This is a genomic window from Streptomyces sp. NPDC096132 (assembly GCF_044763345.1).
Classification (GTDB): Bacteria; Actinomycetota; Actinomycetes; order Streptomycetales; family Streptomycetaceae; genus Streptomyces.
Genome location: NZ_JBIWGA010000047.1, coordinates 12,360 through 25,369 on the forward strand (window position 1 = coordinate 12,360; position 13,010 = coordinate 25,369).

Genomic DNA, 13,010 nt, shown 5'->3' on the forward strand with positions numbered 1-13,010 from the left:
TTCAGGGTGCGCCCGGTCCGCCAGGAGGACCTGTAGATTCTGGAGAGCAGAATCGCGAGGGCGTGTGGACAAGCCGCTGAAGAATCCTCCGCCGTACGCGATCGCGAGCGTCGATCATGCCCTGCGGGCGGCGACCATGCTCCAGATGGAGGGCGGGCTGACCGTGTCGCAGGTCGCCGAGCGGCTCGGGGTGGCCCGGTCGACGGCGCACCGGCTGCTGGCGATGCTCGTGTACCGGGACGTCGCCGTGCAGGACGAGCGGCACGTCTACCGTGCGGGTCCCGTCCTGGAGCTCGCCGTGCACTCGCAGTCGCAGGTGTCCCGGCTGCGGACCGTGGCGCTGCCGCATCTGCACCGGCTGGTCGCCCTGCTGGAGGAGACCGCCAACCTGACGATCCGCACCGGGGACACGGCCCGGTTCATCGCCGGCGTCGAGTGTGCGCGGGCGCTGCGGGTGAGCTCCCGGAAGGGCATGGTGTTCCCGGCGCACGGTACGACCGCGGGGCTGCTGCTGCTCGCGGAGCCGGCCGATGCCGAGCTGGAGGAGGTGTACGCCGTCGAGCGGTATCGCGACCGGCCGGGCGAGCGGCCCGACCTCGCGGCGCTGCGGGCGGATCTGGCGCGGGCGCGCCGCGGTGGGTTCGCGGTGAACCAGGACCGTTCCGAGCGGGGGCTCGTCGCCGTCGGGGTGCCGGTGCGCGGCGCCGACGGGGTCGCGCTGGCGGGGGTGTCGGTGTCGATGCCCGGGGTGCGTTACGCACCGGGCCGGCTGCAGTCGCTGGTCGCGACGCTGCCGCCTGATCACCTTGTCAAAACGTCCTGACAATGTCATTGACATCACCGGCGGGCGGCTCCATAGTCATGCAACTAGAGCGCGCTAATGACGCGCGCTAGCACGGGGCCGCCCCCTGATATCCACCCCCACCCTGATCAGCACAGCGAGGTGCAAGGGACATGCGCAGACACCACCGAGCCGCCGCTCTGACCGCCACCGTGCTGGCGGGTGCCCTGTTCGCCGCGGGCTGCTCCAGCGGCTCCGGAGGGAAGAAGGCCGAGGAGAGCGGAGCCGCCGCCGGAGCGGGCAAGGCCGACACGCCCCGCATGACCGTCGCCATGGTCACCCACGCCTCCCCCGGCGACACCTTCTGGGACCTGATCCGCAAGGGCGCCCAGGCCGCGGCCGCCAAGGACAACATCAAGCTCGTCTACTCCAGCGACCCCAGCGCCGGCAACCAGGCCAACCTGGTGCAGAACGCGATCGACCAGAAGGTCGACGGCATCGCGCTCACCGCCGCCAAGCCGGAGGCCATGAAGGACGTCGTCGCCAAGGCCACGGCGGCCGGCATACCGGTGGTCGGCTTCAACTCCGGCGTCGACGACTGGAAGTCGCTGGGCATGCTCGAGTACTTCGGCCAGGACGAGAACATCGCGGGTCAGGCGTTCGGCGAGCGTCTCGACCAGCTCGGCGCCCAGCACGCCCTGTGTGTCATCCAGGAGCAGGGGCAGGTCGCCCTGGAGGCCCGCTGCGCCGGTCTGAAGAAGGGGTTCAGCGGCAAGACCGACGTCCTCTACGTCAACGGGACCGACATGCCGTCGGTCAAGTCGACGATCACCGCGAAGCTCAAGGCGGACTCCTCCATCGACCAGGTCGTCACGCTCGGCGCCCCCATCGCGCTGACCGCCGTGCAGTCGCTGGCCGACGCGGGCACCAAGGCCGAGGTCGCCACCTTCGACCTCAACAAGGAGCTGGTGAAGGCCGTGCAGGACGGCACGGTCGAGTTCGCCGTCGACCAGCAGCCCTATCTGCAGGGCTACCTCGCCGTCGACGCCCTGTGGCTGTACAAGACCAACGGCAACGTCAGCGGCGGCGGCACCGCGCCCGTCCTGACCGGACCGGCCTTCATCACCAAGGACAACGTCGACAGCGTGGCCGGGTTCGCGGCCAACGGAACCCGCTGACCACGACGGCTCACGCCGACGGGATCCCGACGAGCGGCCGGCATCGCGAGCGCGGTGCCGGCCGCTCGCGCGTCCCCACGCCGCCCGCCCCCGCCGCCGTGCCCGGTGCGCGCCGCACCCCTCAGGCCGTGCCCTCGGGCGGTGGCCCGCTGGTGCCGCGCACGACCAGCTTCGGCTCCAACACCGCTTCCCGTGGCTGGAGTTCGGGGTTCTCCAGCCGCTCCACGGCGAACCGCACGGCGTGCTCGGCCATGAGGACGGCGTCCTGACGGACGGTGGTCAGACCGATCGGCATCAGGTGGGAGAGGTGGCTGTCGTCGTATCCGACGACCGACAGATCACGCGGCACCTCGACGCCGGACCGGGTCAGGGACATCAACAGGCCCATGGCGCAGCGGTCGTTGCCGGCGAGGACCGCCGTCGGCAGCGGCTCTCCCCGGTCGCGTTCGGCGAGGAGCGTGCGGCCGGTCTCGATGCCCGATTCCTCCGTGTGGTCACCGGGGACGACCCGGGCCTCGGCCTCCAGCCCGTGGCGGCGCATCGCCGCCCGGTAGGCGCGCCGGCGCTCGGCCGAGCCGGGACCGCTGCCGCCGTCGATGTGCACGATCCGGCGGTGCCCCAGTTCGACGAGGTGGTCCATGGCCTGCCGTATGCCCTTGCCCTCGGCGGAGTGCACGAAGTCGACGTGGGCGTGCGGGACCCGGCGGCTGACGGAGACGGCGACCGTGCGGCGCCCGAGGTCGTGGAGGAACGCGGGCTCCGCGAAGGAGCCGAGCAGGACCAGCGCCTCGCAGCGGTGGCTGAGCAGTGCCTCGACGGCCTTCTCCTCGCTGCGGCCCCGCGTGGCGCCCGACAGCAGGACCTCGTAGCCGAGGCGTTCGGCCTCGGGGTAGATGCCCTCGATGAGGTTGGTGTGGAAGGTCTGGTGCACGGTGAACATCACACCGATCGTGCGACTGCGGCCGCGCGCCAGCAGCCGGGCCGCGCTGTCGGGCCGGTAGCCGATCTCGTCGGCGACCCGCAGCACCCGCTCCCGGGTCTCCTCGCTCGCCCCCGGCTGGTTGCGGAACACGATCGAGACGAGCGCCCGGGAGACGCCCGCCTTCGCGGCGACGTCCGCCATCGTGGGCCGCTGCCTGCCCGATGCCTCCACCTGAACCCACCCCTCCGACGCGCCCGCCCGGGCGGGGCTCACACGCTCCCGACACCAGGCCATTGACAGGTCATTTGGACAGGGATCATCGTACTCGGGCCGCATCGCGCCAGGGGAACGCGGCGATCGGACGCGGCGGCAGCCGCAAGACCGAACAGTTCGGTCGCCTACGGCATCGCCGGCGTCCGGGTGGACCGGATCGCCAAGGAGGCCAGGACCAGCAAGGAGCGGGTGTACGCCCACTTCCGCGGCAAGGAGGCCTCTACGGCCATGTCGCCGAGCGGGAGCCGGCCGACCCCGCCACCGGCGCCCCCGAGCCGCTGCGGGCCACCATCGTCCGCAAGCTCGACCGGCTCCGGGACGCCCAGCGCGCCGGACTGCTCGATCCGGCCTGGGACCCGGTGGACGTCCTCGCGCTGATCAACCAGATCGCGAGCACCTGGGCGGGCCGGCCCGAGATCGCCGCCGCCGCCGAGGACCGGGCGGCGGATCCCTCCCTGGCCGCCCGGCGCGCGGCACCGGGTGACCGCGGTCGAGCGCCTCTTCCCCCACGGGGACTGAGGAGGCCCCGCCCCGTCTCAGGGGACGGCGGGTCCGGTGATCACGTTGCCGTCGGCGTCGTAGGGCCAGACGTTGGGGACGCAGCCGTTCATGCCCTTGATCTGCTGCATCATCGCGGGGGCGGGCTTTCCGGCGCCGGGGCAGCCGACGTGGTTGTGGCCGAGGAAGTGGCCGACCTCGTGGTTGATGATCAGCGCCCGGTAGGACGGGACGTCCTTGGCGTAGACGGGGGTGGCCAGTTCCCAGCGTTCGAGGTTGACCATGACGTTGCTGTTCACGTTGCAGTTGTAGTCGCCGTGGGTGTCCAGCCCGCCCTGCGCGCAGATCTTGTCCACGGTGCCGGGGGTCGCCACCTTCACGACGAAGTCGGTGGCCCCGCTCGAGACCCGCTGGAAGGCGGAGGTGCCGTTCGCCGTCCAGCCCCGGGGGTCGGCCAGGATGCTCTCCACCTCCTCGGCCACGTCCGGGACGGACAGCGCGAGCCCCGTCTCGACCTCGACCCGGTAGCGCCACTTCTTGCCCGTGCCCACCGTGTCGCTGCCACCGGACGCCGTGACGAAGGTGCCCGGACCGGTCGCGGGGATGGTGATGCCGGCGCGGGAGGAGCCGGAGGACGAGGCGGACGGGCTCGACGAGCCGGACGAGCCGGGCGACCCCGACGAGCCCGACGAGGGCTTCGCGGAACTGCCGGGGCGGCGCGTGCTCCGGTCGGGACTGGGCTCCGCCTCTTCGCCGGTCTTGTCGGGGGCGGGCGCGGCCTGTTCGGTCGAGCCGGACCCGGCCCGTACGTCCTTCTTGGCCGGCGGCGTCCATCCCACGGCCGCGAACCCGGCGACGCCGAGGACGGTCATCGCGGCCAGCCCTCCCCACAGGGGCCCCTTCCCGCGCCGCCGTGCGGAGGCGTGCGCGGGGCCCCGCCGACGGCGGGGGGCGGGGGAGGGCGTTGCTTTGTGGTCGGTCATGTTCAGTCAGAGTGTGATCGCCATGTGATCGGATCGGGCTCGAACGATAACAGAACCATAACGAATGATCGCCGTGACTATGTGATCATCCGGTAACAGCGCCTCAGCCGGGGCCGGTTGGTCCCGATACTGAGCCCATGCCACGTGTTCTGCTGATCGAAGACGACCGCGCCGTCCGGGAAGGGGTCGCGCTGGCGCTGCGCCGCCAGAGCCATGAGGTCGCCGCCGCGGCGACCGGTGAGGACGGCATGGTGCAACTGCGGTCCTTCCGGCCCGATGTCGTGGTGCTCGACCTGATGCTGCCCGGGATGACCGGCCTGGACGTGTGCCGCGGGATCCGCTCCGTCGACCAGACCCTGCCCATCATCATGGCGACCGCGCGCGGCGATGACGTGGACATCGTTGTCGGTCTGGAGGCGGGCGCCGACGACTACGTCGTCAAGCCGGTGCAGGCGAGGGTGCTGGAGGCCCGGATACGCGCCGTGCTGCGCCGCTCGGGCGCGGCTGCGGGCGACGGCGGGCTGCCGAAGATCGACACGCACGGGGAGCTGACCATCGACCGGGCCGGGCTGACCGTCACCGTGCGGGGCACGCCGGTCGGGCTCGCCCCGTCCGAACTCCGGCTCCTGCTGACCCTCTCCGCCTCACCGGGGCAGGTGTTCAGCCGGCAGCAGCTGCTGGAGGCGGTCTGGGAACACAACTACCACGGCGACGCCCGCCTGGTGGACGCCTGTGTCAAACGGCTGCGCGCCAAGATGGGCGAGCCGCCGCGCGAACCGCGTTACATCCAGACCGTGCGCGGCTTCGGCTACCGGTTCGCGTCCCGGTGAGACGACCCGCCGAGGCAAGGGCCCGGACGACGCCGGCCCGGCGAGCGAGGGTTCCGGCGCGGGTTCCGCTGCGCGGGCTGCGGGTGCGGCTCGTGGTGGCGTTCGGGCTCGTCGCCGCCCTGGCCACCACGACGACCGGCGCCCTGACCTTCCGCGAGGCCCGCAACAGCATGCTCCAGCAGAGCCAGGACAGCGTGATCAGACAGCTGCGCGCCCAGGTCAGCCGACTCGCCCCCGGACTCGGCTACCCCCCGGGCCAGGAGCAGCTGGGACGGTTCGCGGCGGACGTGGCACGCGCCGATCCGTCGGGGACCTGGCGCGTGCTGGTCACCTACGGGGAACTCCGCGCGACCTCGATGCCGGACGACCCCTTCGAGGAGCTGACGCCCGACGTGCGCGAGGCCGTCGGTGCCCGTATGGCGACCGTGTTCCAGCGGGTGCGCAGCGGTGGACGCACCTCGCTGGTCGTCGGCATGTCGGTCACCTTCGCCTCCGCCGAGGGCGTTCCCACGGTCTCCGGGGTCCGGGTCTTCCTGACCGTGCCCCAGATCGAGGAGCAGGCCTCCGTCGACGCGCTGGTCACGGCCGTCGAACGGACGACCGTGGCGGCCCTCGGCGTCGCCGTGCTGCTCGCCCTGTTCGCCGCCCGGGGGGTGCTGCGGCCGGTCCGCGCGCTGCGTCGCGCGACCCGCAGCATCGCCGAGGGGCATCTCGACACCCGGCTCGACGTCAACGGCTCCGACGAGCTCGCCGATCTGTCCCACACGTTCAACGAGACCGCCGCCGCCCTGGAACACTCCGTCGCCGAACTGCGCGGCATGGAGGCACGGGCCCGCCGCTTCGCCGCGGACGTCTCCCACGAGCTGCGCACCCCGCTGGCCGCCATGTCGGCGGTCACCGACGTCCTCGACGAGGAGGCCGCCCGCCTCGATCCGGACACGGCCACCGCCGTACGGCTGATCAGTGAGGAGACCGTGAAACTGGCCCGGCTGGTGGAGGACCTGATGGAGATCTCCCGTTTCGACGCCGGGGCGGCGGTCCTGCACCTGGACGAGATCGACCTCGCCGAGTCGATCCGGCGCACGCTCTCCTCCCGTGGCTGGACGGAGCTGGTGGAGACCACGCTGCCGGGGCCCGACGCACTCCGCGGGCGCGTCGACCCGCGCCGGCTGGACGTGGTCGTGGCCAACCTGGTCGGCAACGCCCTGCGGCACGGCGCCCGGCCGGTGCGCGTCACCCTGTCGGAGCGCGGCCGGCACGGTGCGCGGCCGCTGGCGGTCGTCGAGGTCGAGGACAGCGGGCCCGGCATCCCGGACGACGTGCTGCCGTACGTCTTCGAGCGGTTCTACAAGTCCGACAGCGCGCGCACCCGTACCGAGGGCAGCGGGCTGGGTCTGGCGATCACCGAGGAGAACGTCCGGATGCACGGCGGCACCGTCCGCGCGGCCAACCGTCCCACGGGCGGCGCCGTCTTCGTCGTGGAACTCCCGCTGCGGCGGGACGAGTCGCCGCGGGAGAACCTCTCATGAGCACCGTACGGCGTGCCGCGCTGCTGGTCGTCCCGGCGGCACTCGCGCTCTCCGCCTGCGGCATCCCCGCGACCGGCGTGGTGGAGGCGGGGGGACCCGCGAGCGGGATCCCGGCGACCACTCCGCTCTACTTCGTCAGGGACGGCGGGCTGGTCGCGGTGCACCGCTCGGTGCCCGAGGCCGGGGATGTCAGGGCGGCCGTCGAGGCGCTGCTCCAGGGCCCCGACGAGCAGGAACGGCTCCAGGGGCTGACCACGCTGCTGGCCCAGGTGTCGGAGCCGACGACCCTCTTTCCGACCGTCACCGCCTCGCCGGCGCAGGACGGCACGGCCGGCTCCCCGAGCGTCGACCCCACGGAGTCCCCGTCGCGGGCCGTGCGGGTCACGACGGAGCGCGACGGTGTGACGGTCGAGCTGCCCGCGGGCATGGCGAAGGTGTTCGACCGGGCGGCGGAGCAGGTGATCTGCACCGCCGCCCGGGCGTTTCTCCTCGCCCCCCGGGACGTGGAGTCGGCGACGGTCACCGTGACGAGCTCCGACGGCCGGCGCGCCGAGGGCTCCGAGCAGCGCTGCCCCGACGCGTAGCGCGTCCGAGGGGGGCGGGCCTCAGGTGAGTTCGGCTGCCAGCAGGGCGGCGGCCCTGGCGACCAGCGGGTTGTCCGTGGGGCCTTCGGGGGCGTACTTGGTCGACAGGACGGACAGGATCAGGGGCGGCCGTTCCGGGGGCCAGACGATGCCCACGTCGTTGGCGACGCCGTAGGCCGCCCCGCCCCCGGTCTTGTCGGCGAGGATCCAGTCGCCGGGCAGGCCCGCGCGGAAGCGCTGGATGTTCGTGGTGTTGGCGATCAGCCATCCGGTGAGCCGTTCCCGGTCCGCGTCGGGCAGGACCCGGCCGAGCACGAGCCGTGCGTAGGTCCGGCCGACGGCCCGCGGGCTGGTGGTGTCGGTCCTGCGCCACGGTTCCGCCGAGTTGAGCTCGGGTTCCCACCGGTCGAGCCGGGTCCTCCCGTCCCCGAGCGAGCGGCAGAGCCGGGTGACGGCGGTCGGTCCGCCCAGCTCGCGCAGCAGGAGGTTCGCCGCCCCGTTGTCGCTGTGGGAGACGGCGGCGGCGCACAGTTCCTCGACGGTCATGCCGCCCGCGACGTTCGCGTCCGTGCCCGTGACCGGTGCGTAGCCGGAGGCCGTGACGTACTCCTTGGTGTAGTGGATCCGCCGGGCGAGGTACTCGCCGTCGCGGTCGAGGTCGCGTAAGACCTTCGCGGCGGCGAGCGTCTTGAACACCGAGCAGAGGGGGAAGCGCTCGTCCGCGCGGTACGTCACGGTCCGCCCCGTGGCCGTGTCGTGGGCGTAGACGCCGAGACGGGCGGAGTACTCCCGCTCCAGGGCGCTCAGCTCGCGGGAGACGCCTGCCGCGGCGCGAGGCGTGGCGTGTGCCGGAGCGGTGGCGACGGCCGCCGCCAGTCCCGCTCCGGCGCCGAGGGCCAGCACGGCGCGGCGGCGAGGGCGGTGTCGTGTGACGGGTGAGACAGCTGTGTTCGTCTGGTCCATGTCCTCACCCTGTCAGACCTGGGAGTGAGGCTCCGGTGGTACCCCGGTACCACCGGACCTCCGAAGAGTCCCCCCGGGGCCCAGGGACCGGGCCCGTCCCGGCCCTAGCTTCGAACGCAGACACCCACGCAGACACTGCGCCGCTGTCGCGGCCGGGTTCGAGGCAGGAAAGGCCCACTCCCATGATCGAAGCGCGTGAGCTGACGAAGCGGTACGGGGACAAGACGGTGGTCGACAACCTGAGCTTCACGGTGAAGCCCGGGGAGGTCACCGGCTTCCTCGGCCCCAACGGGGCGGGCAAGTCCACCACCATGCGCATGATCATCGGCCTGGACTCCCCCACCAAGGGCTCGGTCACGGTCAACGGCCGCTCCTACGCCCGGCACGCGGCCCCGCTGCACGAGATCGGCACCCTGCTGGAGGCCAAGTCCGTCCACCCGGGCCGCAGCGCGGTCAACCACCTGACGGCGCTCGCCCACACCCACGGCATTCCGCGCCGCCGGGTGGACGAGGTCATCGAGCTTGCCGGGCTGACCAGCGTGGCCGGCAAGCGCGTCGGGGCCTTCTCGCTGGGCATGGGCCAGCGGCTCGGCATCGCCGCCGCCCTCCTCGGCGACCCCGCGATCGTCATGCTCGACGAACCGGTCAACGGCCTCGACCCCGAGGGCGTGCTGTGGGTGCGCAACCTGCTGCGGACGCTGGCCGACGAGGGCCGGGCCGTGATGCTCTCCTCGCACCTGATGAGCGAGACCGCGCTGATCGCCGACCACCTCGTGATCATCGGCCGGGGCCGGCTCCTCGCGGACACCACCGTCGACGACTTCACCCGGGAGGCCAGTGGCGGCGGGGTCAAGGTCGCCACCACCGAGGCCGTGAAGCTGCGCTCGCTGCTCGCCGGGCCGGACGTCACCATCACCTCCGCCTCCGCCGAGGAACTCCTGGTCACCGGCCGCGACGCCCGGGAGATCGGCGCGATCGCCGCCCGGCACGGGGTGGCGCTGTACGAACTCACCCCGCAGGCCGTCTCCTTGGAGGCGGCGTTCATGGAACTCACCCGCGACGTCGTCGAGTACCAGAGTGCTCCGGCCGACACCGGACGAAAGGCCGCCTGATGACCGTCACCGACATCGCCCCCGCCCGCACGACGACCTACAAGGTGACCGGCCTGCGGGTGCTGCGCTCGGAATGGGCCAAGTTCTGGTCGCTGCGCTCCAGTTGGATCACCCTGGGGGTGGCCGTGTTCCTGCTGGTCCTGTTCGGGGCGATCGCCAGCTACACCTACAGCCCCGACGCGGTGGCGACGGGCGGCCCGCCCGGCCCGGGATCCGGCTCCGGTGACAGCGACGCGGTCAGCCTGGCCCTGACCGGTGTGTCCTTCGCCCAACTCGCGGTGGGCGTGCTCGGGGTGCTGTTGGCCGCGGGCGAGTACAGCACCGGCATGATCCGCTCCACCCTCGCCGCCGTGCCGCGCCGGCTGCCCGTGCTGTGGTCGAAGGCCGCCGTGATCGGGCCCATCGCCCTGGTCCTCACCACCGTCGGCGCGCTCGCCGCGTTCCAGCTCGGAACCCCTGGCCTGGACGGCGAGAAGATCGCCCTGACCCTGGGCGACGACGGCGTCCTGCGCAGCCTGGCCGGCGCCGGTGTCTACCTCGGCCTGGTCGGCGTCTTCGGTGTCGCCCTGGGCATCCTGCTGCGCTCCTCCGCCGGCGCCATCGCCGCCCTGGTCGGTATCCTGCTCATCCTGCCCGGCCTGGCCTCACTGCTGCCCGACTCCTGGTACGACACCCTCAGCCCCTACTTCCCCAGCAACGCGGGCTCCGCCGTCTACGCCCTGCACCAGTCCTCCGACGCCCTCTCCCCCGGGGCGGGGCTCGCGGTCTTCGCCGGCTGGGTGGCCCTGGCGCTCGCCGGTGCGGCGTACCGGCTGGTCCGGACCGACGCCTGACCAGGGCATGAGCACAATGGTGTCCATGGGCGCGGAACGCGCGGCGGCCGCCGCGGACACAGCCCAGGGGGCGGCGCTGACGCCCCCTGGGTTCGACACCGACTGGACGCACCCCGTCCTGGGCCGCATGTGGCGGGGCAAGCAGGACCGGCAGCGGCTGGACCGCCGGCATCCGTGGCTGCTCGACACCGCGGTGGTGCTGGTCGTCGTCCTCATCAGCCTGCCCGACCTGCTCGCCGGCAGCAGCCACGGTCCCTTCGGGGAAGCGGTCCACCAGGGTCGGGTGCCGTCCGGCGTGATGGTCCTCTTCGCCGCGGGACTCGTCGTGCCGCTGTGGTGGCGGCGCAGGGCCCCGGCCGTGACGTTCTTCGTGATCGCGCTGGTGTCCCTCGTCCAGTGGTCGTTCGGCGTGTGGCAGCAGGCCGGCATCAGCACGCTCGTCGCCCTGTACTCCCTGGCTCTGCACGGTTCGTTGCGGGCGCTGGGCTGGGCCGCCGCGGTGACCGTGGCCGAGACGACGGTGGCGGTCTGCGTCCTGGTGGACGTCGGGAATCCGCTGCGCGGCCTCTTCTTCCTGCTGGGCACGGCGACCGCGGCCGTCGCCGTGGGCCTGACCCTGCGGATCCGCCGGATGTACCTGGAGGCCCTGGAGGACCGGGCCAGACGTCTGGAGATCGAGCAGGAGCAGCGCGTACGGCTCACCGCCGCGGCCGAGCGCTCCCGCGTCGCACGCGAGATGCACGACATCGTCGGCCACAACCTCTCCGTCATGGTCGGCGTCGCCGACGGCGCCGCGATCCTCGCCGCCAACCGGGGCGAGCAGTCCGCCGAGGCCCTGCGCATCCTCGGCGACACCGGCCGCCAGGCCATGAGCGAACTCCGCCGTGTCCTGGGCGTCCTGCGCGAGGAACGGGACGACGTACGGATGCTCGGCCCGCAGCCCGGCATCGGGGACCTGGACCCCCTGCTGTCCCGGGTCCGCGCGGCGGGCGTGGGGGTGACCTACCGGACCGTGGGCGACCTCGACTCCCTGGGCAGCGGCGTCCAGCTCACCGTCTACCGCGTCGTCCAGGAAGCCCTCACCAACACCCTCAAGCACGCGGGCAGCGGCTCCTCCGCCGAGGTCGCCGTGACCGTGGACGCGGGGGAGGTGCGGATCAGGGTGACCGACACCGGTGTACCGCCCGGCGCGGCCCCGCGGGCGCGGCCGGGCACGGACGGCGACGGCCCCGGGCACGGCCTGGTCGGCATCCGCCAGCGCGCCGCCATGTACGGCGGCACCGCCGTCCTCGGCCCCCGCGACACCGGACACGGGTGGCTCGTGGACGTCGTGCTCGACGTACCCTCCCCGCCCGCCCCGCCGGCACCAGGAGAGCAGCTGCCATGACCACCGTGCTGATCGCCGACGACCAGCCCCTGCAGCGCATGGGCTTCCGCATGCTCCTCGAGGGCACCCCCGGCCTGGAGCCCGTCGGCGAGGCCGCGCACGGCGCCGAGGCCGTCCGTCTGGCCGCCGAACTGCGCCCCGACGTCGTCCTCATGGACATCCGCATGCCCGGCATGGACGGCATCGAGGCCACCCGCCGGATCATCGCCGGCGGCGGCCGCACCCGCGTCCTCATCGTCACCACCTTCGACCTCGACGAGTACGCCTACGACGGCCTGCGCGCCGGCGCCAGCGGCTTCCTGCTCAAGGACGCCCGCCCCGAGGAACTCGTCGCCGGCATCCATGCCGTCGCCACCGGCGACGCCGTCGTGGCACCCCGGCTGACCCGACGCCTCCTGGACGCCTACGCCCATCAGGTCCTCGCCCCCGCCGACACCCCCACGTCCCAGGACCCCCGGCTGCGGACCCTCACCGATCGCGAACGCGAGGTCCTGATCGCCATCGGTCAGGGCTGGACCAACACCGAGATCGCCGAACGCCTCTTCCTCACCGAGTCCACCGTCAAGAAGCACGTCGGCCGCGTCCTCGCCAAGATCGGCGCCCGCGACCGCATCCAGGCCGTGATCACGGCCTACGACGCCGGACTGGTCAGGGCCAAGTCGTAGCCTCCGGGAAGGTCACGGGTCACGGTCCCGAGGTGCTGCCGGTCATGCGACGGGTGCCCCTCCCTTGTCGTGCGCGGAGAGGTGCTCGAAGGTCTCGCCGGTGGCGGTGACGGTGCGGGTGACGTCACGGCCGCCGTAGACCCAGTAGATCCGCAGGACGCCCTCGCCGCGGTTGAGGAACCGGTGCGGGACGCCGGCCGGGACCCAGGTGGCCTGGCCGGCCTCCAGGTCGAAGAACTCGCCGTCGATCTCCGCGGTCGCCTCGCCTTCGAGGATCAGGACCGACTCCTCGACGTTGTGGCTGTGCAGGGGCAGGCCGGTGCCGGGCTGGAAGACGGTCTGGCCGGTGGTGATGACGGCCTGCTCGGAGTTCCACTTCCCGACGTAGGGGAGGGTGGCCACTCCCCCGCCCCGGTCGAAGGGTTCGACGTCGTCGGGGTGGATGAGGAGAGAAGGGGTGCGCATCGGGACG

Annotated in this window: 13 protein-coding genes and 1 pseudogene; 10 read left to right on the plus strand and 4 right to left on the minus strand. The window is 72.8% G+C overall.

Features of this window, described 5'->3' with window-relative positions:
- The first annotated feature begins 64 nt into the window (after positions 1-64).
- Positions 65-823: an IclR family transcriptional regulator gene (locus tag ACIRF9_RS49200; RefSeq protein ID WP_403836880.1), complete on the plus strand. Its 759-nt coding sequence runs from the start codon at positions 65-67 to the stop codon at positions 821-823.
- Between the two features lie 131 nt (positions 824-954).
- A complete protein-coding gene (locus ACIRF9_RS49205; RefSeq protein ID WP_403836881.1) occupies positions 955-1,959 on the plus strand; it encodes a sugar ABC transporter substrate-binding protein in 1,005 nt (334 codons plus the stop codon).
- A gap of 121 nt (positions 1,960-2,080) precedes the next feature.
- On the opposite strand, the gene ACIRF9_RS49210 is transcribed toward ACIRF9_RS49205, so the two are convergent.
- Entirely contained in the window at positions 2,081-3,082 is a 1,002-nt protein-coding gene (locus ACIRF9_RS49210; protein WP_403836883.1) for a LacI family DNA-binding transcriptional regulator, read from the minus strand.
- Between the two features lie 362 nt (positions 3,083-3,444).
- Between ACIRF9_RS49210 and ACIRF9_RS49215 the strand changes: the two are divergent.
- A pseudogene (locus ACIRF9_RS49215) lies at positions 3,445-3,570 on the plus strand (TetR/AcrR family transcriptional regulator); the annotation flags it as partial.
- A gap of 120 nt (positions 3,571-3,690) precedes the next feature.
- Here ACIRF9_RS49215 and ACIRF9_RS49220 read toward each other — a convergent pair.
- Positions 3,691-4,635 (minus strand): DUF3152 domain-containing protein, encoded by a 945-nt coding sequence (locus tag ACIRF9_RS49220; RefSeq protein WP_403836884.1) that lies wholly within the window; start codon positions 4,633-4,635, stop codon positions 3,691-3,693.
- A 137-nt stretch (positions 4,636-4,772) separates the two neighbouring features.
- On the opposite strand from ACIRF9_RS49220, the gene ACIRF9_RS49225 reads away from it, so the two are divergent.
- The 3 genes from ACIRF9_RS49225 to ACIRF9_RS49235 all read left to right on the plus strand — a co-directional run bounded on the left by ACIRF9_RS49225 (position 4,773) and on the right by ACIRF9_RS49235 (position 7,578).
- A complete protein-coding gene (locus ACIRF9_RS49225) occupies positions 4,773-5,465 on the plus strand; it encodes a response regulator (protein ID WP_403836886.1) in 693 nt (230 codons plus the stop codon).
- A gap of 92 nt (positions 5,466-5,557) precedes the next feature.
- Complete coding sequence (locus ACIRF9_RS49230) at positions 5,558-6,994, plus strand: ATP-binding protein (RefSeq protein ID WP_403836933.1); 1,437 nt, start codon at positions 5,558-5,560, stop codon at positions 6,992-6,994.
- Positions 6,991-7,578, plus strand: coding sequence for a hypothetical protein (locus ACIRF9_RS49235; RefSeq protein ID WP_403836888.1), 588 nt, complete (start codon positions 6,991-6,993; stop codon positions 7,576-7,578). The genes ACIRF9_RS49230 and ACIRF9_RS49235 overlap by 4 nt, the downstream gene beginning before the upstream one ends.
- Before the next feature lie 21 nt (positions 7,579-7,599).
- Here ACIRF9_RS49235 and bla read toward each other — a convergent pair whose 3' ends face one another.
- Positions 7,600-8,541 (minus strand): class A beta-lactamase, encoded by a 942-nt coding sequence (bla, locus tag ACIRF9_RS49240; protein ID WP_403836890.1) that lies wholly within the window; start codon positions 8,539-8,541, stop codon positions 7,600-7,602.
- Positions 8,542-8,723: 182 nt separating this feature from the next.
- Here bla and ACIRF9_RS49245 point away from each other — a divergent pair, with 182 nt between their 5' ends.
- From ACIRF9_RS49245 to ACIRF9_RS49260, 4 genes are read left to right on the plus strand one after another with little or no spacing between them, the layout of a single operon-like run.
- The gene (locus ACIRF9_RS49245; RefSeq protein ID WP_403836892.1) at positions 8,724-9,653 is read left to right on the plus strand and encodes an ABC transporter ATP-binding protein; all 930 of its coding nucleotides are present in this window, start codon (positions 8,724-8,726) and stop codon (positions 9,651-9,653) included.
- The gene (locus ACIRF9_RS49250; RefSeq protein ID WP_403836894.1) at positions 9,653-10,486 is read left to right on the plus strand and encodes an ABC transporter permease; all 834 of its coding nucleotides are present in this window, start codon (positions 9,653-9,655) and stop codon (positions 10,484-10,486) included. Before ACIRF9_RS49245 ends, ACIRF9_RS49250 begins: the two co-directional genes overlap by 1 nt.
- A gap of 25 nt (positions 10,487-10,511) precedes the next feature.
- A complete protein-coding gene (locus tag ACIRF9_RS49255) occupies positions 10,512-11,873 on the plus strand; it encodes a sensor histidine kinase (protein WP_403836896.1) in 1,362 nt (453 codons plus the stop codon).
- Entirely contained in the window at positions 11,870-12,538 is a 669-nt protein-coding gene (locus tag ACIRF9_RS49260; protein WP_403836898.1) for a response regulator, read from the plus strand. The genes ACIRF9_RS49255 and ACIRF9_RS49260 overlap by 4 nt, the downstream gene beginning before the upstream one ends.
- Positions 12,539-12,580: 42 nt before the next feature.
- On the opposite strand, the gene ACIRF9_RS49265 is transcribed toward ACIRF9_RS49260, so the two are convergent.
- Positions 12,581-13,003, minus strand: coding sequence for a cupin domain-containing protein (locus tag ACIRF9_RS49265; protein WP_403836900.1), 423 nt, complete (start codon positions 13,001-13,003; stop codon positions 12,581-12,583).
- Positions 13,004-13,010 lie beyond the last annotated feature (7 nt).

Bases quoted from the DNA above. Each gene is read 5' to 3' on its own strand.
- ACIRF9_RS49235 (WP_403836888.1), top strand. From the start codon at position 6,991: ATGAGCACCGTACGGCGTGCCGCGCTGCTGGTCGTCCCGGCGGCACTC.
- bla (WP_403836890.1), bottom strand. From the start codon at position 8,541: ATGGACCAGACGAACACAGCTGTCTCACCCGTCACACGACACCGCCCT.
- ACIRF9_RS49265 (WP_403836900.1), bottom strand. From the start codon at position 13,003: ATGCGCACCCCTTCTCTCCTCATCCACCCCGACGACGTCGAACCCTTC.
- ACIRF9_RS49205 (WP_403836881.1), top strand. From the start codon at position 955: ATGCGCAGACACCACCGAGCCGCCGCTCTGACCGCCACCGTGCTGGCG.
- ACIRF9_RS49255 (WP_403836896.1), top strand. From the start codon at position 10,512: ATGGGCGCGGAACGCGCGGCGGCCGCCGCGGACACAGCCCAGGGGGCG.
- ACIRF9_RS49260 (WP_403836898.1), top strand. From the start codon at position 11,870: ATGACCACCGTGCTGATCGCCGACGACCAGCCCCTGCAGCGCATGGGC.
- ACIRF9_RS49210 (WP_403836883.1), bottom strand. From the start codon at position 3,082: ATGGCGGACGTCGCCGCGAAGGCGGGCGTCTCCCGGGCGCTCGTCTCG.
- ACIRF9_RS49225 (WP_403836886.1), top strand. From the start codon at position 4,773: ATGCCACGTGTTCTGCTGATCGAAGACGACCGCGCCGTCCGGGAAGGG.
- ACIRF9_RS49250 (WP_403836894.1), top strand. From the start codon at position 9,653: ATGACCGTCACCGACATCGCCCCCGCCCGCACGACGACCTACAAGGTG.
- ACIRF9_RS49245 (WP_403836892.1), top strand. From the start codon at position 8,724: ATGATCGAAGCGCGTGAGCTGACGAAGCGGTACGGGGACAAGACGGTG.
- ACIRF9_RS49220 (WP_403836884.1), bottom strand. From the start codon at position 4,635: ATGACCGACCACAAAGCAACGCCCTCCCCCGCCCCCCGCCGTCGGCGG.